Source organism: Bradyrhizobium sp. 6(2017) (assembly GCF_011058295.2).
Classification (GTDB): Bacteria; Pseudomonadota; Alphaproteobacteria; order Rhizobiales; family Xanthobacteraceae; genus Bradyrhizobium; species Bradyrhizobium septentrionale.
Window position 1 is genome coordinate 278,491 of the sequence record NZ_CP049289.2, and the last position, 19,437, is coordinate 297,927.

Sequence of the window (19,437 nt, forward strand, 5' to 3'; positions counted from 1 at the left end):
CAAATACCGGCTGTCAGCGCTTGGCCATGCGCAACAGCTCGTCGATCGCGGCCTGCTGCCGCGCCTTCGGCAGCGCCTGCTCGGACAGCGCATAGCCGATGAATGCCCAGTAGAAGATCTGCGCGCGGCCGCGCGCCACGTCGTCGGGGAAGCCGGCCTGCCGGAGCAGGGTTTCGATGTAGCCGATCCGGCGCTGGTCGACCTCCAGCACGGCGGCGCGCGCTTCGCCATCGACGGTGGCCCAGCTGCGGACCGCGCGTTCCAGCGCCAGCCGCGCCGAGAAGGCGCGGCGCAGCAACAGCGCCAGCGCCTCGTCGCCTTTCGGGATGGTCTCCAACTCGGCGATCACCTGCTCGGCGGCGACCTCACGCCAATGGTTGAGGATCGCGCTGCGGTAGGCGGCGATGTCGGCGAAATGCCAGTAGAAGCTGCCGCGCGAGACGCCCATGACCTTGGCCAGCGGCTCGGCCTTCAGCGCCGTGAAGCCGGTCCTTGCCAATGTCTTCAGGCCCTGATCGAGCCAGTCCTTGGCTGAAAGCTGTTCCGTCATGGTTCCCCGTCCGCCCCGTCGACCATACACAACTGTATTGACAGGCGCCAGCGGCCGGTGTCATATCCATACAGTTCTGTATGGAGACATCCGATGCGTGATCTCTTGCTTCAGGGTGCCGGCGTCGTCGCCATTGTGGTCAGCCTGATCCATGGCGTGCTCGGCGAGACCAAGGTGTTCGCGCGCGCCACGATCGAGCCGCCGCGGCTGCGCTTCCTGCTCCGCCTGGTCTATCAGGCCGGCACTGTGGCCTGGATCGGCGGCGGCGTGCTGCTGGTCGTAGCGCCTACGATGGCGTCGGATGCCGCGCGGCACTGGATCGTGGCGACGCTCGCCGTCGTGTTCGGCTTCGCCGCGCTGGCAAATGCGCTGGCGACGCGCGGCCGGCATTTCGGCTGGATGGCGATGAGCGCGGTCGTCGCGCTCGCGGCCGCCGGCTATTAGAGCGTTTTCGAGCGAAGTGGACCCCGGTTCGCGTGAAGAAAACGCGTCAAAACAAAAAGCTAGAGCTTCGGTTCTGATTCAATCAGAACCGAAAATGCTCTAGCGAGCGCAATGGAGCTTTGCGTGACCACTGGTCCGGGATTCGATCTCGAACGTCTCATTGCGACCAATGCATCGGCGGCCTTCAACCGGCTGGCCGGTTTCGAAGTGGTCTCCGCCGGTGCCGGCGCGGTGGAACTGCGCATGTCCTGGCGCGACGATCTCACCCAATATGCCGGACATCTGCACGCAGGCATGATCGCGGCCCTGCTTGACACCGCCTGCGGCTTTGCCGCGGCGTCGATCGCGGGTTCCGTCACCGCATCGCATTTCTCGATGAATTGTCTCAAACCTGCCGTGGGCCGCCGCTTCATCGCCAAGGGCACCACGCTACGCGCGGGACGCAGGCAGGTCTTTGCGCGCGCGGAACTGCTTGCGGAGAACGAGCTGGGCGAGATGTCGCTGGTCGCAACCGGTGAAACCGTGTTGGTTCCGCTGGACGGTTGAGGTGTCCGGTTGCCGTATGGGTGCGAAATTGATGGAGCTATCAATTTCGGTGGGGAATCGGCTTACGCGCGGATAACCATGCTACCGAAAGTTGAGAAAAATTATCGAGATAGACATTCAATCGGCCTAGCGTGTCTGCGCGGACAACCATGGACCGATGCATGTTTCGTGTTCTTACGTGTCTTTCAGGTGAGCATGACTGGGGGCTCGTCCTGCTCGCCGGACTGGTCTGTTTCGTTGCCAGCATCGTTGCGGTCAACATCTTCCATCGTGCAATCGCCACGCAGGCGAGGACGCGCCTGATCTGGATTGCGATCGCAGGTGCTGCGATCGGCTATGGCATCTGGGCAACGCATTTCATCGCGATGCTCGCCTACGAGCCGGGCGTGCCGACCGGCTACGGTATCGTCCTGACCGCACTGTCACTCGCTGCGGCGATGATGCTGACGTCGTGCGGCCTTGGCCTTGCCGCCAGCGACCCCAGCCGGTGGCGTGCGCCGGTCGGCGGCGCGGTGATCGGCGCCGGCATCGCCAGCATGCACTATCTGGGAATGTGGGCGCTCGAAGTGCCGGGCCATGTGGTCTGGTCGCTCGACCTCGTGGCGGCCTCCGTCGTGCTCGGCATGCTGTTCGGCTATGCCGCGCTGGCGATCGCGGTCCGCCATCAGGACCGCTGGATGTCGCTCGCTGCGGCGCTGTTGCTGACGCTTGCGATCGTGTCGCATCATTTCACCGCGATGGGCGCGGTCGAGATCGTTCCGGATCCGCTGCAGGCCCCCGCCGGGCTGTCGCTCTCTCCCGCTTTCCTCTCCATCGTGATCGCGGGCGTGGCGCTTTCGGTGCTCGGGATGAGCCTGGTCGGCGTGCTCGCGGATCGCCGCCTGGCGCTGCGCACCCGCCGCTTCGAGGAGATCATCAGCCAGCTTTCGCTGGCGCGGCAGCAGGTCGAGGCGTCGCAGAAGGAGCTGGAGGAACACAGGTTCCGGCTGGATACGGCGATCAACCACATGGGCGAAGGTCTCTGCATGTTCGATGCGGAGAAACGCCTCGTCGTCTGCAATGACCGTTACGCCAAGATGTACCGGCTGCCGCCGGAACTGCTGCTGCCCGGCACGGCGCATCGCGAGATCATCACGCATCGGATCGCCAACGGCATCCTCAAGGGCGAGACCAGCGACAGCGCCGCGACGCAGGTGCTCGCGACATTGAATGCCCTGCCGGCGGGCGAGATCAGCAGCCGGGTCGACGAGCTTGCCGACGGCCGGCTGATCTGCGTGACGCGGCAGCCGATGACCGGCGGCGGCTGGGTGGCGACGCATCGCGACGTCACCGAGCAACGGCGCTCCGAGGCCAAGATCACCCACATGGCGCAGCACGACGCATTGACCGATCTGCCGAATCGCGTGCTGCTCAAGGAATGGATGGAACAGGCGCTCTCCGGCGCCCGGTGCGGCGGACCGAGCCTCGCGGTGCTGATGCTCGATCTCGACCGCTTCAAGGACGTCAACGACACGCTCGGGCATCCGGCGGGCGACGCGCTGCTCAAATCGGTGGCCGCGCGGCTGCACAGATGCGTCAGCGAAACCACACTGATCGCGCGGCTCGGCGGCGACGAGTTCGCAGTGATCGACTACGTCACCGATCCGGTCGCGGAAGCGGGCTTGCTCGCCGAGAAGATCAGAAAGGCGCTCAGCGAGCCGATCGATCTCGGCGATCATCGGGTCACCACCACGACCAGCATCGGCATTGCAATCGCACCGCGCGACGGTACCGATTCCGACGAGGTCCTGCGCAGCGCCGATCTTGCGCTCTACTCGGCCAAGAGTGGCGGCCGCGGCTCATTCCGCTTCTTCGAGCCGGAGCTCGATCGGCTGTTGCAGGCACGGCGCAGCCTCGAGCGCGACATGCGCAGCGCGCTCGTCAACGGCGAGTTCGAGTTGCACTATCAGCCGTTCATCAATGTCGCGAGCGGGGAGACCTGCGGCTTCGAAGCGCTGTTGCGGTGGCATCACCCGCAGCGCGGCATGATATCCCCGATGCAGTTCATTCCGCTGGCGGAAGAGACCGGCCTGATCGTGCCGCTCGGCGAATGGGTGCTGCGGGCCGCTTGCGCCGAGGCCGCCAAATGGCCCGAAGATCTCAAGATCGCGATCAATCTGTCGCCGGTGCAGTTCAGGAGCCCGGACCTCGTTCCGGTGATCGTGCGCGCGCTGGCGAACGCGGGAGTTTCGCCTGACAGGCTCGAGCTCGAAGTCACCGAAACGGCGATCATCCAGGACAGCGAGGCGGTGTTCGCGGCACTCAGCCAGCTGCACGATCTCGGGGTGCGGATTGCGCTCGATGATTTCGGCACCGGTTACTCGTCGCTGAGCTTTCTGCAGAAGTTTCCGTTCGACAAGGTCAAGATCGACCGCAGCTTCGTGTCCGAACTCGCCGGCGCAACCGACGAGTCGCGCAGGATCGCGCGCGCGATCGTTCGATTTGCCGTCAGCCTCGGCAAGACCACGACGGCCGAAGGCGTCGAGACCAGGGAGCAGTTCGACATCCTCCGCGCGGACGCCTGCGTGGAAGTGCAGGGCTTCCACTTCAGCCCGCCAGTGCAAAGCGAGAAGGTCGCGCAAATGATCGGTGGGCGGATCATGGCATCCGCGCAACGCCCGGCAGTTCGATTGGCAATGGCGGGCGCCGCCTCCTGACTGCCGGACCGCGGCAGCGAACCGGGTCCGTGAGGCGTAAGGCCGCAGCAGGCGATCAAAACCGGATTGCGCGTGGAGACCAAAGCGGTTTTCGCGACCGTTAGAATACCTCTAAAGCCAGCCCGCAAACGCGCTTGCTTGACTTGGCAATCACCTCAGTTTTGTTCACGCATGTGCTCCGCGCGAGGGCGTTGCGGGCATGATCGAAAACGGAGGGGAGATGCGCGTGAAAGTGATTTTGAGTGCGGTGCTCGCAGCTTGTGTTCTGGGGCTGATGGGATCGGCGGCACTCGCCGACGGCTACAAGAATTGCACCAAGCTCGACAAGGCGTCGTGGAAGCCGGCAAGCGATGCCGAAGCCAAGGCCAAGGCTGCCGGCTACGAGGTGCGGCGCTCGAAGGTCGAGGGCTCCTGCTACGAGGTATACGGCGTCAAGGAAGGCAAGCTCTACGAGCTGTTCTACAGCCCGGAGGATCTCAGCCTGAAGCACACGATCGCGAAGTGAAGCAGGCGCGATGATCGAGGCGGCGTCCGGTGCGCGCAGCGCGACCAGCGTGCAGGTCTGGGACCTGCCGCTGCGGCTCTGGCACTGGGCGCTCGCCATCCTCGTCCTCGTCGCATGGGTGACGCCCAGCGCCTATGACCGGCTTCACCGGCTGGCGGGCTATGCCGTGATCGGACTACTGGCGTTCCGGCTGATCTGGGGCTTTGCCGGCACCCGCTACGCGCGCTTCGGCAGGCTTGGCGTCCGGCTGCGCGCCGCGCCGCGCTACATCTGGAATCTCCGCCGCGGCATCACCGGGCGCTATATCGGGCTCAATCCCGCGGGCACCGTGATGCTGGTGACGCTGCTGCTCCTGCTCGCGGTCTCGGCGATCACGGGCGCGATGGAGGTCACCGTCACCTTCTTCGGCGTCTGGTGGGTCGAGGACACCCACGCCTATGCCTCCGATGCCGTCCTCATCCTGGTCGCCCTGCACGTGCTCGGCGTCATCGTGGTGGGGCTGCTGCAGCGTCAGAACCTGGTGCGCGCGATGTTCACCGGACGCAAGCAGCTTCGCAATCGCTGACGTGGAAGGCTGCCGGGACCAAGGCTCGTTGTTTGAGCATGATCTCCGCGCAAGCGCGGCGCGCTTGCCGCGAGGGAAAACCGCTTCGCACTTTTCCGGATCGTGCTCTATTGCACCGGCGGATCGCCGCTGGTGCGCTTCTTGGCGAGATCCATCTCGGTGACGGCGATCAGGATTTCGGCGCGGGTCTTCAGGTCGGGCGCCTCCAGCATGGCCTGCTTCTCGGCCGGGCCATAGGGCGACATCATCGCCAGCGCGTTGACCAGCGCCTCGTTGGGCGCGGACTCGATGCCCTCCCAGTCGACCTTCAGATTGTTGGCTTCGAGGAAATCGGCGAGCACCTCGAGCAGCGCCTTGCGGTCGACGGCGTCCTCGCCCTTGCGCGCGGTGAAGTCGCCGGTGAAGGAGAAGAAGTCGACCTTGCACTGCCGGTACGGCGTCTGCACGGACAGCTCCTCGACCACCTTGAAGCGCGCGACGCCGGTCAGTTCGAGGATGTAGCGGCCGTCGCCGGATTCGGCGAGCTGGGTGATGCGGCCGACGCAGCCGATCCGGAACAGCACCGGCCTCGCCTCTTTGTGCGAATGCGCCACGTCGGGCTGGATCATGCCGATCAGGCGGTGGCCGTCGCGCAGCGCGTCGTCGATCATCGCGAGGTAGCGCGGCTCGAAGATGTTGAGCGGCATCTGGCCGCGCGGCAAAAGCAGCGCGCCAGGCAGCGGGAACACCGGGATGATCTCCGGGAGCTCGCCGGGCCCGCGATATTCGGCATTGATCGGCATCTGCGGTCCCGCTGCTGTGACGGGCGTGCGTTACGAGAACAGGATCGTCGACAACCGCTTGCGCCCCTCGACGGTTGCCTCATCGGTGCCGCCCCACGCCTCGAAGAACTGCACCAGCTGCTTGCGCGCGCCGTCGTCGTTCCACTTGCGGTCACGCTTGACGATCGCGAGCAGTTGCTCGGTCGCCTCGGAGCGCTTGCCCGCCGCATTGAGCGCGGTCGCGAGATCGAATCGAGCCTGATGATCGAGCGGGTTTGCGGCGACTTTCTGTTCCAGCTCCGCGATCGGTCCGACCGACTGCGCCTGCTCGGCGAGATCGATCGCCGCCTGCACCGCCTTCACCGCGGCATCGTTGCGCTTGGATTCCGGCACCATCGCCAGCGTCTGCTTGGCCTGCTCGACCGCGCCGGTCGTCATGTAGCATTTGGCGAGGCCGGCCAGCGCCGCGATGTTGGTGGCGTCATGCGCCAGCACCTCGGCATAGATCTGCGCCGCCGCTTCGGCGTCGCCCTCGGCGAGCACGGCGTCGGCCTCGGCCAGAATCTCCGCGAGATTCGGCTCGCCGGCGGCGGGCACGCCCTTGGTGATCTTGTCGATGAAGGCGTTGACCTGGCTCTCCGGCACCGCGCCCATGAAGCCATCGGCGGGCTGGCCGTTAACGAAAGCGATCACGGCCGGGATCGACTGGATGCCCATCTGGCCGGGGATCTGCGGATGCTCATCGATGTTCATCTTGACCAGCTTGACCCGGCCCTTGGCGTTGCGGACCGCCTTTTCCAGCATCGGCGTGAGCTGACGGCAGGGACCGCACCAGGGCGCCCAGAAGTCGATCATAACCGGCTGGCGGCGCGACTCCTCGATGACGTCCTTGACAAAGGTCTGGGTCGTCGTCTCCTTGATCAAATCGGGCGCTGCCTGGGGCGTGGGGCCGCCCTGCTCCATTATCGTCACGTTGTCCTCACCTGGTCTTCTGAGGTCGGAAATCCGGGGGCGTTCTAGCACGCTCCGCACGGCACGTTCAGCCGTTCTGTCAGGCTAGAGCATGATCCCGGAAAAGTGGGAACCGGTTTTCCGAAGATCATGCCCATAAATGGCGGTCGGCCAGCAAAATTCAATCGCTTGGCGTCCGTCCTGTTCCATCGGAGATCGGGTGGGTTCGCGCTCCGGCCAGGCCGATCATGGCAACCCTTCAGGGCAACGGGGGGCGCCCATGGCAAAGGCCTATTACAGCACCGTGTTCGAGTAGCCGGCCGGCGAGGTCTGGAAAATCATCCGCGATTTCAACAATTACCCGGTCTGGGCCCACGGCGAGGGGGTGAGCGAGATCGAGCAGGGCAAGTCCGGCGATACGGTCGACGGCGATCGCGCCTTTATCGAATGGTCGGCGGTGTTCGATTGCGACGCCGACCGCCGCGCTGGCCCGGACGCTGGCCGGCTGGTTCGAGAGCTGGCTCGAATTTCTCCGCGACAGGACGGCGGTCTGAGACCGGTTCCCGCCAATACGCGAAGAATTTATCGCGCCGGCCGGGTTTTCGGCCGATTCGAGCTCAATTTTTAAGGAAACCGTGCGATTTCGTGAGGTCCGGACTGCGCTCTTGTGTTGCATTCACAGACAGCATTTGGCATAGGTCTGCCGTTGTCGGCGAGCGATCGCCGCCAGTTCGGATGCGGGTGTAGCTCAGTGGTAGAGCACGACCTTGCCAAGGTCGGGGTCGAGGGTTCGAGCCCCTTCGCCCGCTCCAAACTTTCTCGCTGACCGAGCTGACAGCCTGATGAAGCCCGCCCGTCACAGCGGGCTTTTTGCTTGTCAGGCGGTGCCGGCGCGCGAGGTTTTGCGCCGACATCGCGCCGCTCCGGCGGGCCCGTCATTAACCGTCAAACGATGCATTCTCAAAACTGATAGAAATCTGTGGTTGTGTCGGCGTTGAAATGGCTGCCGCTCGCCTTCCGATGCGGCAAGCAAGTGCATGATGTCGATCAGCCGGACGCCAGATCCCGTCTTCAACCGCCGCCTGGCACGCGCAAGCGTGGCAGTGCTGGTCGCGCTCGTCGGCAATTGGGCATCGTCGCCGGTTTCGGCACAGCAATTGCCGAGCGACTCGGCGTATACCGCGGCGTCCAGCTTTGCTGCCGCGCCGGAATTTGAGCCCGCCGAAGAACGCCGGCGGCCGCGGGTGTACATCACGACGCGATCAGGCGGCGGCCGGCAGAACTTCTGCGTCAGGACCTGCGACGGCCGCTTCTTCCCGCTGCCGCGCGTGAGCGAGGCGGCCAATGTCGGGGCATGCGAGGCGGCCTGTCCCGCCGCCGAGGTGAAGCTGTATTCCGGCTCCGACATCGACAGCGCCATGACCGAGCAGGGCGAGACCTACAAGACGCTCGCAAACGCATTTCGATTTCAGCGCGAGATCGTGCCGCAATGCTCATGCCGCACCGGCGCAACGCTTGGCCTCTCGCCGATTGCGATCGAGAACGATTTGACGCTTCGCACCGGCGACATCATCGCCGCCGATGACGGCTTCAAGATCGCGGCGATCTCCAGCGGGCAGAAGCGCAGCGTGCTGTTCAGGCCGTTGTCGAAAGCGAACGCGCAGGCGCTCGGCCTGGCGCGGATCTCGTCGCGATAGAACGGTCGCGAGCGTTGGCGTCGTTTGAATATTGCGTGCAGTGCAGAACGGCTGCAGGACAGTCGGCTTTCGTTCGCACGTTCCCAAGGAATTGTTGCAATCAACAGCTTTGACATCTTTAGAAACGACAGCGGCTGTTGACTTGCCCAAAATCCCTCGCTTAGATTGCTTCCAGATTATTTTAGTATTTTTCTAATCATTGCATAAGGGGTGGGACATTTCGCATTTCCTTGCCGCTCCAATCCGCCTGAACGGCCCCGATTGGATTTCCGTCACCTGATCAGCTCGACGCACTGACTGAGCCCGGCAGCTTTTCCGCTGCTGTATGGCTTTCGCATTTTTTTGCTCTCGAGCGGTTCGTTTCGGCTGATCTCGCCGATTTCGCACGCCGATTTCGTCTGCTGATTTCTGAAGTCTGCCGACTACTCGCATTGCACAGCAACAATTGATCACGCGAAGGGGGTTACTATGGGAACATTCTCCGGCACATCTGGCAACGACACGGTTACCGGCACGCCTAACGGTTCGAACACCAACGACACGCTATCCGGGCTTGGCGGCAATGACACGCTGATCGGCGGCGATGGCGCCGATTCCCTGGACGGCGGCACCGGACAAGACTTCGCGTCCTACATCGACTCGGGCACCGCGGTTGTAGCAAGCTTGGCGAACCCGGCTGTCAATACGGGTTTCGCGGCCGGGGACACCTACACCTCGATCGAAGGCCTGATCGGCAGCAACTTCAACGACACGCTGACTGGCAACGGAAACACCTCTTACCTGCAGGGCGGATTGGGAGCCGACTCGATCATCGGCGGTTCTGCCAACGACTACGCCGACTACGCCAACGCAAGCGCCGGACTTGAGGTCGACCTCGCCGATCCCACCCAGAACACCGGGGAAGCCACAGGCGACACATATGTCAACATCGCCAAGATCAGAGGCTCGGCGTTCAACGACACGCTGATCGGTGACGCCAACGGTAATACGTTGCGTGGCGGCGCCGGCGCCGACGTGCTCAACGGCGGCGGCGGCTTCGACTTTGCGTCCTATTCCGACTCGGGCGTTGGGATCACGGCAGACCTGGCAGACTCGTCCCAAAATACGGGCGAAGCCGCCGGCGACACGTACATCTCCATCGAGGGCCTGCGTGGCAGCGACTTCAATGATCATCTGATCGGTGACGGCAACATCAACCTTCTGCAAGGCGGTCTCGGTGCCGATACGCTGGATGGCGGTGCAGGCTTCGACTACGCCGACTATTTCAACGCCACATCCGGCGTCGTTGCTGATCTGGCCAACTCCTCCCTGAATACGGGGGAAGCCGCCGGCGACGTCTACATCTCGATTGAAGCGATCAGAGGAACCGCATTCAACGATACGCTGATCGGCGATGCCAACACCAATTTCCTGCGCGGTGGCACCGGCGCGGACTCGCTCGACGGCGGCGCAGGCTACGACTATGCCGACTATGGCAATGCGACCACAGGCGTTCTCGTCAATCTGGCAAACCCCGCGGCCAACACCGGCGAAGCAGCCGGCGATACGTTCACCTCGATCGAAGGCATTCAGGGCGGTGCCTTCAACGATACCCTGATTGGCGACGGAGGTAACAATAACCTGCGCGGCCAGGCCGGCGCCGATTCGCTCGACGGCGGCGCAGGCTTTGACTTCGCGGATTACGGTAATGCTGCGACGGGAGTGGTTGCAAGTCTCGCAACTCCGGGCGTCAACACCGGCGACGCCGCGGGCGATACCTATACCTCGATCGAAGGTATCATTGGCTCGGCGTTCAACGACACCCTGACGGGCGATGGGGGAGACAACAATCTGCGCGGCGGTGCTGGTGCCGACGTGCTGGACGGCGGAGCCGGCAATGACGTTGCGGAATATGTCAACGCCACCGTCGGCGTGCTCGCCAGCCTCGCGAACCCGGCCTCAAACACGGGCGAGGCTGCCGGGGACACCTACACCTCGATCGAGGGACTGAGAGGGTCGAATTTCAACGATACCCTGATCGGCGACGGCGGCGACAATCTGCTCGACGGCATCGGCGGCGCCGATTCGCTCGTCGGCGGTTTGGGCAACGACATCTACATTCTCGACAATGCCCTCGACGTCATCACCGAGAATCCGGGAGAGGGCATCGACACCGCGGTCGTCACCGGCGCCTTCAACTACACGCTGGCTGCCAACGTCGATAACCTCGCGATTTCGACCTCTGCCAATGTTTCGGGCACCGGCAACGGGCTCGCAAATTTCATGACTGGCGGCTCGGGCAACAACACCCTGGACGGCGGAATTGGCGCCGACACCATGGCCGGCGGGCTCGGCAACGACACCTATTACGTCGACAATGCCGGCGATGTGGTGACCGAGAACAGCGGCGAAGGCACCGACACCGTTCACACCACCATCACCTATGGCCTGACCGCAAACGTCGAGAATCTGATCCTGGACGGATCCGGTAATCTCACTGGCAGCGGCAACGCATTGAACAATGTTTTGACGGGCAATGCCGGCAACAATTCCCTCTATGGCAACGACGGCAACGATACCGCCTACGGAGGTGCCGGAGCTGACGTCCTCGTTCTCGGCAACGGCGATGACTATGGCGATGCCGGCGATGGCAACGACTACATCTACGCCGGCGCGGGCAACGACGTTCTGATTGGCGGCACCGGACTCGACGTTTTGCTCGGCGAGGACGGCAATGACGTGATGTATGGCGGTGCCGGCTTCAACTATCTGTTTGGCGGTGCCGGCACCGACACCTTGATCGGCTCGGGAGGCACCGGTGGAAGCGACGTCAATGTGATGTTTGGCGGAGACGGCACCGACTTCCTCTATGGCGGGAACAGCACCAACTACTTCTACGGCGGCACCGGCGTCGACACGATGTACGGCGGCTCGGGCCTGAATATCTTCATCTCGTCGGGCGAGACCGACGGCAACCTCATCTACGGCGGTTCGGGCCAGAACTACGTCTATGGCTCCAACGGCGGCGATACGGTGACCGGCGGCAGCGGCGTCGACGTGTTCCTGATGGGCACCGGGGCCGACAACATCAGCGGCGGCGGCGGCGTTGACTATGCCTGGGGTGGCGGTGGCGCTGATACATTCAACATCAGCGACACCAGCCAGGAGGTCATGGTCGTCCAGGACTTCAATACGGGCGGAGTAAATGACTTCGTCAACTTCGCGGGTACATCGCTGCATTCGTTCGCCGATGTTCAGGCCGCAGAGACCTACGTTGCCGGGATCAACACCACGATCATTACCGACGCGGCCGGCAGTGCGGTTTGGCTGATCGGTGTCGCGCCGGGACAGCTCGACGCCAGCATGTTCAAGTTCAGCTGAGGGCTTTTGCCCTGATCCGTTGAGCTTGACGGCCACACGCAAGAAAGAAGGCCGCCCCTCGAGGCGGCCTTCTTGATTCCGGATGCGATCGCGATCGCCGCTCACGAGCGTTAGGTTCGTTCGAATATTACGCTGCAGTGCGGAATGCCTTGTTCTCAGGCAGCCGGCGCAGGAAAATTTCGTCTCAATTTGTTTTGACCGCAGTGCACCCTGATCCATGCGCTTTTCAGCGTCGTTGGATGTGCTACCATTTTGCGGTCTGACCTACCTCACAGACCGCCACCATCATCTCTCAGGGCGTTCAAAATCAATAACAGGCAAGCTGCAACGGCTTGCATAGGGGAGTGACGCGATGAAATCGGCTTTCAATCGATCAGTTCTTGCGTTCGCGGCGATTGCGCTGCTGGCGGGGACAACCTTCGCTGGTGCACAGCAACAAACCGACAAGAACCGTGCGTTGAAGAAGTACGAATCCGGCACCAAGGAATTCTGGACCCATCCGCCGGATGACTGGTTCCTCGGCGACGAGACCGAAGCGCAGAAGGGCCTGGCCCCGCCGTCCGGTCCGCCGACCGGCGCCTCCGATGCCGAACTCGCGGCGATGATGAAGAAGATCAAGCTGCCGCCGGGCTTCAAGATCGAGGTCTATGCCTCGAACGTGCTGGCCGCGCGCCAGATGGCCTGGGGCGACAAGGGCACGCTGTTCGTCGGCTCGTTCGGCCTCGGCAACGTCTATGCGATCAAGGACAACAACGGCAAGAAAGAGGTCAAGACCATCCTCAAGGGCCTCAACATGCCGACCGGCCTGGCCTTCCAGGATGGCTCGCTCTACGTCATCGCGGTCGACAAGCTGATCAAGTATGAGAACGCCGAGGCAAATCTCGACAAGCTTGGCAGCGGCAAGGTGGTGTATGACGACATGCCGTCCTACGCGGCGCATGGCTGGAAATACATCGCCGTCGACAAGGAAGGCTGGTTCTTCATTCCGTTCGGCCCGCCCTTCAACATCGGCGTCCCGCCGACCTCGGTGTCGCAGATCCGCCGCGTCGATCCGAAGACCGGCAACGCGGAAATCTATGCGCTCGGCGTGCGTAACTCGGTCGGCGGCGACGTCGATCCGCGCACCGGCAAGTACTGGTTCACCGAAAATGCCCGCGACTGGATCAGCGACGATCTGCCGAGCGACAAGCTCAACATGATCTCGAAGATCGGCGAGCATTTCGGCTATCCCTATTGCCACCAGGGCAACCTGCCCGACACCAAGTTCGCGATGGGCCACAAGTGCTCGGAGTTCACCCCGCCGGTCTACAATCTCGGCGCGCATGTGGCTCCGCTTGGCATGAAGTTCTATACCGGCAGCCAATTCCCGGCCGAGTACAAGAACAGCATCCTGATCGCCGAGCACGGCTCCTGGAACCGGCATAAGTACCAGGGCGGCCGCATCGTGCGGATCACCGCGAGCCCCGACGGCAAGAACGCCAAGCAGGAGATCTTCGCCGACGGCTGGATCCAGGGTGACCAGGGCTATCTCGGCCGTCCCGCCGATATTCTGCTCGACAAGGATGGCTCCATCCTCGTCGCCGACGACTGGGCCGGTGCGATCTATCGCATCAGCTACAGCAAGAAGTAGCGGTTGAACCAATGCGGGGCTGCGGTGGCCGATCAGGCGGCCGCAGCCCCGTTCACGTGATTCGGCAAGCCAATGACGGAACAGACCCGTCATGCCCGGACTTGATCCGGGCATCCATCCAACAAGAATCCTCAAGCAAGCACGATGGATCGCCGGGTCGAGCCCGGCGATGACAGCCGGAGAAACTGACATGCGAGTTGCGTCGTTTGGAGTTGTAGCAGCGGCGATTCTCCTGATCTCGTCCGCCCAGGCCGCCGACGTTGCCGCCGGCAAGGAGAAGGCCGAGATTTGCGCCGGCTGTCACGGCGACAACGGCATCTCGCAGACCGAGAACATTCCCTCGCTGGCCGGCCAGCTCGACCAGTACATTCAATGGCAGCTTGTGTTCTTCCGCGCCGGCGCGCGCAAGAACGAGCAGATGCAGCCGATCGTCGAGCAGCTCAACAACGAGGACATCCGCAATCTCGGCGCCTATTTCGCCTCGCTGACGCCGTTCAAGGGTAGCAAGGACGACAATCCGGAATTGTCCGAAAAGGGCAAGCAGGCCGCTGCCGGCCGTCGCTGCGCCTCATGCCACACCGACACCTATGTCGGCACCAAGGCGGTCGCCCGCATCGCCGGCCAGCGCGAGGAATATCTCGTCAAGGCGCTGCACGATTACAAGTCGGGCGTACGCTCCGGCGGGGCGCAGGCCGCGATGGCCGACGTGGCGTATCCGCTGAGCGACGAAGAGATCACCGCGCTTGCGCATTATCTGGCGCATTTGTAGTCCAAGTATCGGTGTCGTCCCTGCTCCCGTGCGCAATTGCGCACTGGGCAGGGACGACACCAGTTGTGTTACGCCTGCCGCTGCTTCTCATACGCCTTGAGATGCGTGTAGGCGGTGCGCAGCTTCGGCACCGGGATCTTGGCGGCATCGGCGCGGACGATCAGGTCGCCGATCACGTGATCGGCCTCGACCGGCAGCCCCGCCTTGATGTCGCGGAACATCGATGCGGTCATCGGCGATCCCTCGGTCGTCAGAAGCCCGCGGGTGCGCTGGAAGAACGGGCCGCCAGGCCCATGGCCGGCGTCGGCCGCGATCGCGCTGCATTCGTCGAGGATGCCGAGCAGGAAATCCTGGCCGCCGGGCGCCGCCAGGATGTTGCCGACCGAGGTCCGCATCAGGCTGGTGGAGGCGGCGAGCGACGCCAGGAACACCCACTTCTCCCACATGTCCTGCATCACGTGCTCGCTGGCGCTGGCGCCATTGATCGCGGAGAAGCTCTCCGCGATCGCGCGCACCCGGTCCGAGATGCCGCCCGCGCGTTCGCCGAAACCCAGCGACTGCATCGGCTGCAACTGCACCACCTCGCGCTTCTCGTTCAATGTCGCCGCGATCGCACAGAGCCCGCCGAGCACATGGGACGCGCCGAACTTCTTGTCGAGCGCATCGAGATGCAGCATGCCGTTGAGCAGCGGGATGATGGCGGTCTTGTCGCCCACGGCGGGCGCAAACGACTTGATCGCATCCTCGAGATCGAACGCCTTGCAGCTCAGCAGCACGACGTCGAATTTGTTCGAGAGCTTGTCGGCCTGCACGGTCGGCGGATTGTTCAGCGTGACATCGCCGTTCGGACTCTTGATCACGAGTCCGGCCGAGGCGAGCTCGGAGGCGCGGCGGGGGCGGACGAGAAAAGTGACGTCGCGGCCGGCCTGAAGCATCCGGCCGCCGAAGTAACCGCCGATCGCACCGGCGCCGACCACGAGAACACGCATGGGAATTTGTCCTTCTTTGTTGTTGCCCGGGGTAGGGGCGAATAGCTGACGGGGTGTGGCGAATAGATAGGGCCGCTATTCGCTACCCGCTATTGTTCGTCCGCTCATCTCACTTTCCCGACACCAATTCCTCGACTTCGCGCAGCTGTTCCTTGCCGAAGAAGATCTCGTTGCCGACGAAGAAGGTCGGCGAACCGAACGCGCCGCGCTCGACGGCGGCCTGGGTGTTGGCGATCAGCTTGGCCTTGACGTCCGCGTCCTGCGCGCGGGCAAGCAGCTTGGCGCCATCGAGGCCTGAGGACGTGAGGGCTTTGGCGGCGATCTCAAGGTCGTCCATCTTCTTCGGCTCGACCCACATATGATGGAAGGCGGCCTCGATGTACTTCTCGAACACGCCTTCGAGCTGGGCGGCGACCGCCGCGCGCATCAAATTCAGCGTGTTGACCGGGAAAAACGGGTTCCAGGTGTAGGGCTTGACCTTGAAGCGCTTGAGGAAGCGTTCGGTTTCGATCTGCTGGAACTCCGGCTTGTTCTTGACGCCCGCCAGCGTCTCGGCCGGCGACTTGTTGTTGGTGGCCTTGAAGATGCCGCCAAGCAGGATCGGGACATATTCGAATTTGACGCCGGTGCGCTGCTCGATCGCCGGGATCGCCTCATGGCTGAGGAAAGCGTTGGGGCTGCCGAAATCGAACAGGAATTGTGGATTTGGGCTCACGGCGGTCTCTCCCACGACGTGTCTAGTTTGGGCTTGTTTAGCATGAGCCCGCTGTCGCAGGCTCCGCCGGTAGAATATGATACTCATCATGTGAGCCGCAGCGCGCGATGTCAAATCAGACGCGTGATGGTTTGCTTGCGCCATACCAGGACGTAATAGGCCATCTGCAGCACGAACATGGTTGCGAAGGTGACGGGATAGGCGATCCAGATGCCGCTGATGCCGACGGCGCGGCTGAGCAGGATCGCAACCGGCACCTCGACCAGCGTTATGGCCAGGATCGAGATGAACAGCGGTATCCACACCGTGCCGCCGGCGCGCATCGCGCCCGAAAACACTGTCGCCATGCCGAACAGCACCATGCTCCACAGCACGATGTACAAAAGCTGCTGCGCGAGCGCGAGCACCGCGCCATCGACGATGAAGAAGCCCATCAGCGGCCGCGCAAATAGATAGCCGAGCACGACCAGTCCGCCCGTCAGTGCGAGGTTCATCTCGATCCCGGTCCTGACGATGGCGCCGACCCGGCCGGAATCGCCGCGGCCGATCGCCTGCGCGCCGAAGATCGACACTGATATTGCGATCGAGATCGCCGGAAACTGCACATAGCCGATCACCTGGTTGACCGCGCCATAGGCTGCGGTGGCGTCCGAGCCGAAACCGTTGACGAGGCCGAGCAGGACCAGCTCGGCGAGCGAGACCACCACCATGCCGATCGCGGTCGGAATGCCGAGCCGCAGCACGATGCGCAGCAGCGCGCCATTGGGCCGCATGGCACGCAGGAACGCCGCATCGAAGGCGAGAGGGTGTCGGTGCCGCAACATGTGGACATGCAGCCACAGCAGCGTGACGACGCCCGAGACGGCAGAAGCGACGGCGGCGCTCGCCACGCCGAGCATCGGCAGGCCGAGCCAGCCGCGGATCAGCGCCGGCGTCACCACGAGACCGACGATCGTCGACACCGCCAGGGCGAGCAGTGGCGTCACGGTGTCACCGACGCCGCGCATCATGGCCGCGAGCAGCAGGAATGCGAAAGTCACGGGCATCGTGATCATCATGATCCGTGCATAGGACACCGCGGCATCCAGAACGTCCGGCGGCGTGGCGAGCGCGATTAGCAGCGGCCGCGCGAACAGGCCGCCTGATATCGCGATCGCGAGCGCCAGCAACAGCGTCACGGTCATGGTCGTACCGGCGACCGCCTTCACCCGGCCGGGCTCGCGGGCGCCCCAGGCCTGGCCGATCATGACGGAGGCGCCGGCGCTCAGGCCGATCACGAAGGAGATGAAGAAGAACATCACCGGGAAGAACACCGACGCAGCGGCGAGCGCGTCGACCCCGATCATCTGGCCGAGATAGACGCCGTTGATGGTGCCGAACAGCGACTGCAGCACGTTGCTCAGCAGCATCGGCGCGAGGAACGACACGAAGGCTTTGCGTAAGGAGGGAGGCTTGGACACTTTCAACTTCCAAAGAATTGGAACAATCACGAATCGCCGATCCGCCGAGTGCCTGTTATTCTCGCGCGAAAACGCGCTAGTGCGCTTGATCGCTATAGGCGAGCCTGACCGCGTGATCGCGGATGTCGGCCGGCCAGTCCGCGATCAGCGTCGCAAAGCGGCGCCGGTCGTGGGCGAACAGGGCGCGGATCGCGTCCTCGTAATGCGGCCGGTTGCCGGCCATGACAGTCATGAAGCGATAGGCGGCATCCTGCGCGCTGCGGGTCCGGTCCTTGTCGCCGCTGGAGCGCCGCGCCTCGTCGATCAATTTGCGGATCGCAACCGACGCGCCGCCCTTCTGCTGGGCGAGCCAGTCCCAGTGCCGCGGCAACAGCGTGATCTCGCGCGCGACGACGCCAAGCTTCGGACGTCCCGGGCCGCGCGGCGCGACCGGTGCGGGCGGCTCCTCGTCGAGCGGAGGCGCCGGCTTCGGCAGCCGCGCCAGCACATCGTCGATCGAGCCGCGGAAATCGATGTCGATCAGCGCCGAGGTGCGGCCGTTGAACACCAGGACAGCGGCGTCCTTGCGCCGATCGAGCAATTGCTTGGCGGCGCGTGCAACCTCGGGGAGGTCACCGGCCCCGATGCGACGCTCGCCTTCGAAGGCGACATAGGCAGGATTCATGGTAGACCTCTCCGATTGCACTGTTATTTCAGAGGACGCTCATGCTGACGGTTCATCATCTCAACAATTCCCGCTCGCAGCGCGTGCTGTGGCTGCTCGAGGAGTTGGGGGTGCCTTACGAGATCGTGCGCTACCAGCGGCAGCCCGACATGCGGGCGCCGAAGGAGCTGCGCGCGATCCATCCGCTCGGCAAGTCGCCCGTCGTCACCGACAATGGCAACACGATCGCGGAATCCGGTGCGATCCTCGAATACATCATCGCGACCTACGGCAATGGCCGCCTGATCCCGCAAGCCGATACGCCGGAGCGGCTGCGCTACACCTATTGGCTGCACTATGCCGAGGGCTCGGCGATGACGCCGCTGCTCTTGAAGCTGCTGTTCACGCTGATGCCGAAGCGCGCGCCGGCGCTGTTGCGGCCGCTGGTGCGCAAGGTGTCCAATACGGCGCTGTCCACGCTGGTCAATCCGCAGATCAAGCAGCACATGGCCTATTGGGAAGGCGAACTCGGCAAGAGCGAGTGGTTCGCCGGCAGCGAATTCTCCGGCGCCGACATCCAGATGAGTTTTCCGCTGGAAGCCGCCGCGGCGCGCGGCGGGCTCGAGGACGGCCACCCCCGGTGCGTTGCATTCCTCGAGCGCATCCACGCGCGCCCGGCCTATGCGCGGGCGCTGGAAAAGGGCGGGCCGTACCAGGTCGGTCGATAAATCCGCGGTCATGGCGATGTTTTATCCGGGTGTAATTGCTTTGTCAATAACACCCGGGTATAACCAGTCTGTCGATACGACAGGAGCCGCCATGAAGACCGAGGACCGCAAGCTCGCCATCGCCGACTACAAGAAGCGCGCCGCTATCGCCGGCGTGTTCGCGATCCGCTGCCGCGCGACCGGCGAAGTCTGGGTCGGGCAGGCGCTCGATCTGGAGAAAATCCAGAACCGCATCTGGTTCACGCTGCGGATGGGGAGCCACCGCAATGCGGAGCTGCAGCGCGCCTGGGCGGCGCATGGCGCTGACAATCTCTCGCTCGAAACGCTGGAGCGGATCGAGGACGAGGAGCTCGCCTATGTGCGCGAGACGCTGCTCAAGGAGCGCGTGCAGCACTGGCGCGCGCAGCTCAAGGCGTCCGCGGTCTAGC

At 63.7% G+C, this 19,437-nt stretch carries 19 protein-coding genes and 1 tRNA gene; 13 read left to right on the top strand and 7 right to left on the bottom strand.

The features are described from left to right. Positions 1-13: 13 nt before the first annotated feature. Positions 14-550, bottom strand: coding sequence for a TetR/AcrR family transcriptional regulator (locus G6P99_RS01310; protein WP_029080934.1), 537 nt, complete (start codon positions 548-550; stop codon positions 14-16). 93 nt (positions 551-643) lie between these two features. Here G6P99_RS01310 and G6P99_RS01315 point away from each other — a divergent pair, with 93 nt between their 5' ends. The 5 genes from G6P99_RS01315 (at position 644) to G6P99_RS01335 (ending at position 5,306) form a co-directional block, all read left to right on the top strand. Then, positions 644-994: a hypothetical protein gene (locus tag G6P99_RS01315; protein WP_029080933.1), complete on the top strand. Its 351-nt coding sequence runs from the start codon at positions 644-646 to the stop codon at positions 992-994. A 123-nt stretch (positions 995-1,117) separates the two neighbouring features. Further along, positions 1,118-1,540, top strand: a complete 423-nt coding sequence (locus tag G6P99_RS01320) for a PaaI family thioesterase (protein WP_205751469.1) — start codon at positions 1,118-1,120, stop codon at positions 1,538-1,540. A gap of 161 nt (positions 1,541-1,701) precedes the next feature. Beyond that, positions 1,702-4,236 carry a bifunctional diguanylate cyclase/phosphodiesterase gene (locus G6P99_RS01325; protein WP_165127031.1) on the top strand — a complete coding sequence of 845 codons (2,535 nt, stop codon included), beginning with the start codon at positions 1,702-1,704 and terminating at the stop codon, positions 4,234-4,236. Positions 4,237-4,510: 274 nt separating this feature from the next. Then, on the top strand, positions 4,511-4,741 hold the full coding sequence (locus G6P99_RS01330; protein WP_414645612.1) for a PepSY domain-containing protein: 231 nt from the start codon (positions 4,511-4,513) through the stop codon (positions 4,739-4,741). Between the two features lie 10 nt (positions 4,742-4,751). After that, on the top strand, positions 4,752-5,306 hold the full coding sequence (locus tag G6P99_RS01335) for a cytochrome b/b6 domain-containing protein (RefSeq protein ID WP_029080929.1): 555 nt from the start codon (positions 4,752-4,754) through the stop codon (positions 5,304-5,306). 107 nt (positions 5,307-5,413) lie between these two features. Here the strand turns inward: G6P99_RS01335 and G6P99_RS01340 are convergent, their stop codons facing one another. After that, complete coding sequence (locus tag G6P99_RS01340; protein ID WP_029080928.1) at positions 5,414-6,088, bottom strand: LON peptidase substrate-binding domain-containing protein; 675 nt, start codon at positions 6,086-6,088, stop codon at positions 5,414-5,416. Positions 6,089-6,118: 30 nt separating this feature from the next. Further along, the gene (gene trxA, locus G6P99_RS01345; protein WP_029080927.1) at positions 6,119-7,039 is read right to left on the bottom strand and encodes a thioredoxin; all 921 of its coding nucleotides are present in this window, start codon (positions 7,037-7,039) and stop codon (positions 6,119-6,121) included. A 364-nt stretch (positions 7,040-7,403) separates the two neighbouring features. Between trxA and G6P99_RS01350 the strand changes: the two genes are divergently transcribed. From G6P99_RS01350 to G6P99_RS01375, 6 genes are all read left to right on the top strand, one after another. Next, on the top strand, positions 7,404-7,646 hold the full coding sequence (locus G6P99_RS01350; protein ID WP_029080926.1) for a hypothetical protein: 243 nt from the start codon (positions 7,404-7,406) through the stop codon (positions 7,644-7,646). Positions 7,647-7,755: 109 nt separating this feature from the next. Then, positions 7,756-7,830 (top strand) — tRNA-Gly (locus G6P99_RS01355). A gap of 225 nt (positions 7,831-8,055) precedes the next feature. Next, the gene (locus G6P99_RS01360) at positions 8,056-8,715 is read left to right on the top strand and encodes a DUF2865 domain-containing protein (RefSeq protein ID WP_245284667.1); all 660 of its coding nucleotides are present in this window, start codon (positions 8,056-8,058) and stop codon (positions 8,713-8,715) included. A 468-nt stretch (positions 8,716-9,183) separates the two neighbouring features. Then, entirely contained in the window at positions 9,184-12,075 is a 2,892-nt protein-coding gene (locus G6P99_RS01365; protein ID WP_029080924.1) for a beta strand repeat-containing protein, read from the top strand. A 352-nt stretch (positions 12,076-12,427) separates the two neighbouring features. Next, positions 12,428-13,705 carry a PQQ-dependent sugar dehydrogenase gene (locus G6P99_RS01370; RefSeq protein WP_029080923.1) on the top strand — a complete coding sequence of 426 codons (1,278 nt, stop codon included), beginning with the start codon at positions 12,428-12,430 and terminating at the stop codon, positions 13,703-13,705. 190 nt (positions 13,706-13,895) lie between these two features. Continuing rightward, entirely contained in the window at positions 13,896-14,474 is a 579-nt protein-coding gene (locus tag G6P99_RS01375; RefSeq protein ID WP_029080922.1) for a c-type cytochrome, read from the top strand. 68 nt (positions 14,475-14,542) lie between these two features. Here the strand turns inward: G6P99_RS01375 and panE are convergent, their stop codons facing one another. The 4 genes from panE to G6P99_RS01395 all read right to left on the bottom strand — a co-directional run bounded on the left by panE (position 14,543) and on the right by G6P99_RS01395 (position 18,302). Then, complete coding sequence (gene panE, locus G6P99_RS01380) at positions 14,543-15,463, bottom strand: 2-dehydropantoate 2-reductase (protein ID WP_165127033.1); 921 nt, start codon at positions 15,461-15,463, stop codon at positions 14,543-14,545. A gap of 109 nt (positions 15,464-15,572) precedes the next feature. Beyond that, the gene (locus G6P99_RS01385) at positions 15,573-16,178 is read right to left on the bottom strand and encodes a 2-hydroxychromene-2-carboxylate isomerase (RefSeq protein WP_029080920.1); all 606 of its coding nucleotides are present in this window, start codon (positions 16,176-16,178) and stop codon (positions 15,573-15,575) included. Positions 16,179-16,288: 110 nt separating this feature from the next. Continuing rightward, positions 16,289-17,587, bottom strand: coding sequence for an MATE family efflux transporter (locus G6P99_RS01390; RefSeq protein ID WP_414645613.1), 1,299 nt, complete (start codon positions 17,585-17,587; stop codon positions 16,289-16,291). 127 nt (positions 17,588-17,714) lie between these two features. Beyond that, positions 17,715-18,302: a DUF2239 family protein gene (locus G6P99_RS01395; protein WP_029080918.1), complete on the bottom strand. Its 588-nt coding sequence runs from the start codon at positions 18,300-18,302 to the stop codon at positions 17,715-17,717. Between the two features lie 41 nt (positions 18,303-18,343). On the opposite strand from G6P99_RS01395, the gene G6P99_RS01400 reads away from it, so the two are divergent. Together G6P99_RS01400 and G6P99_RS01405 are read left to right on the top strand one after the other, a co-directional pair. After that, complete coding sequence (locus tag G6P99_RS01400; protein ID WP_029080917.1) at positions 18,344-19,009, top strand: glutathione S-transferase family protein; 666 nt, start codon at positions 18,344-18,346, stop codon at positions 19,007-19,009. 91 nt (positions 19,010-19,100) lie between these two features. Beyond that, entirely contained in the window at positions 19,101-19,436 is a 336-nt protein-coding gene (locus G6P99_RS01405; RefSeq protein WP_029080916.1) for a GIY-YIG nuclease family protein, read from the top strand. Position 19,437 lies beyond the last annotated feature (1 nt).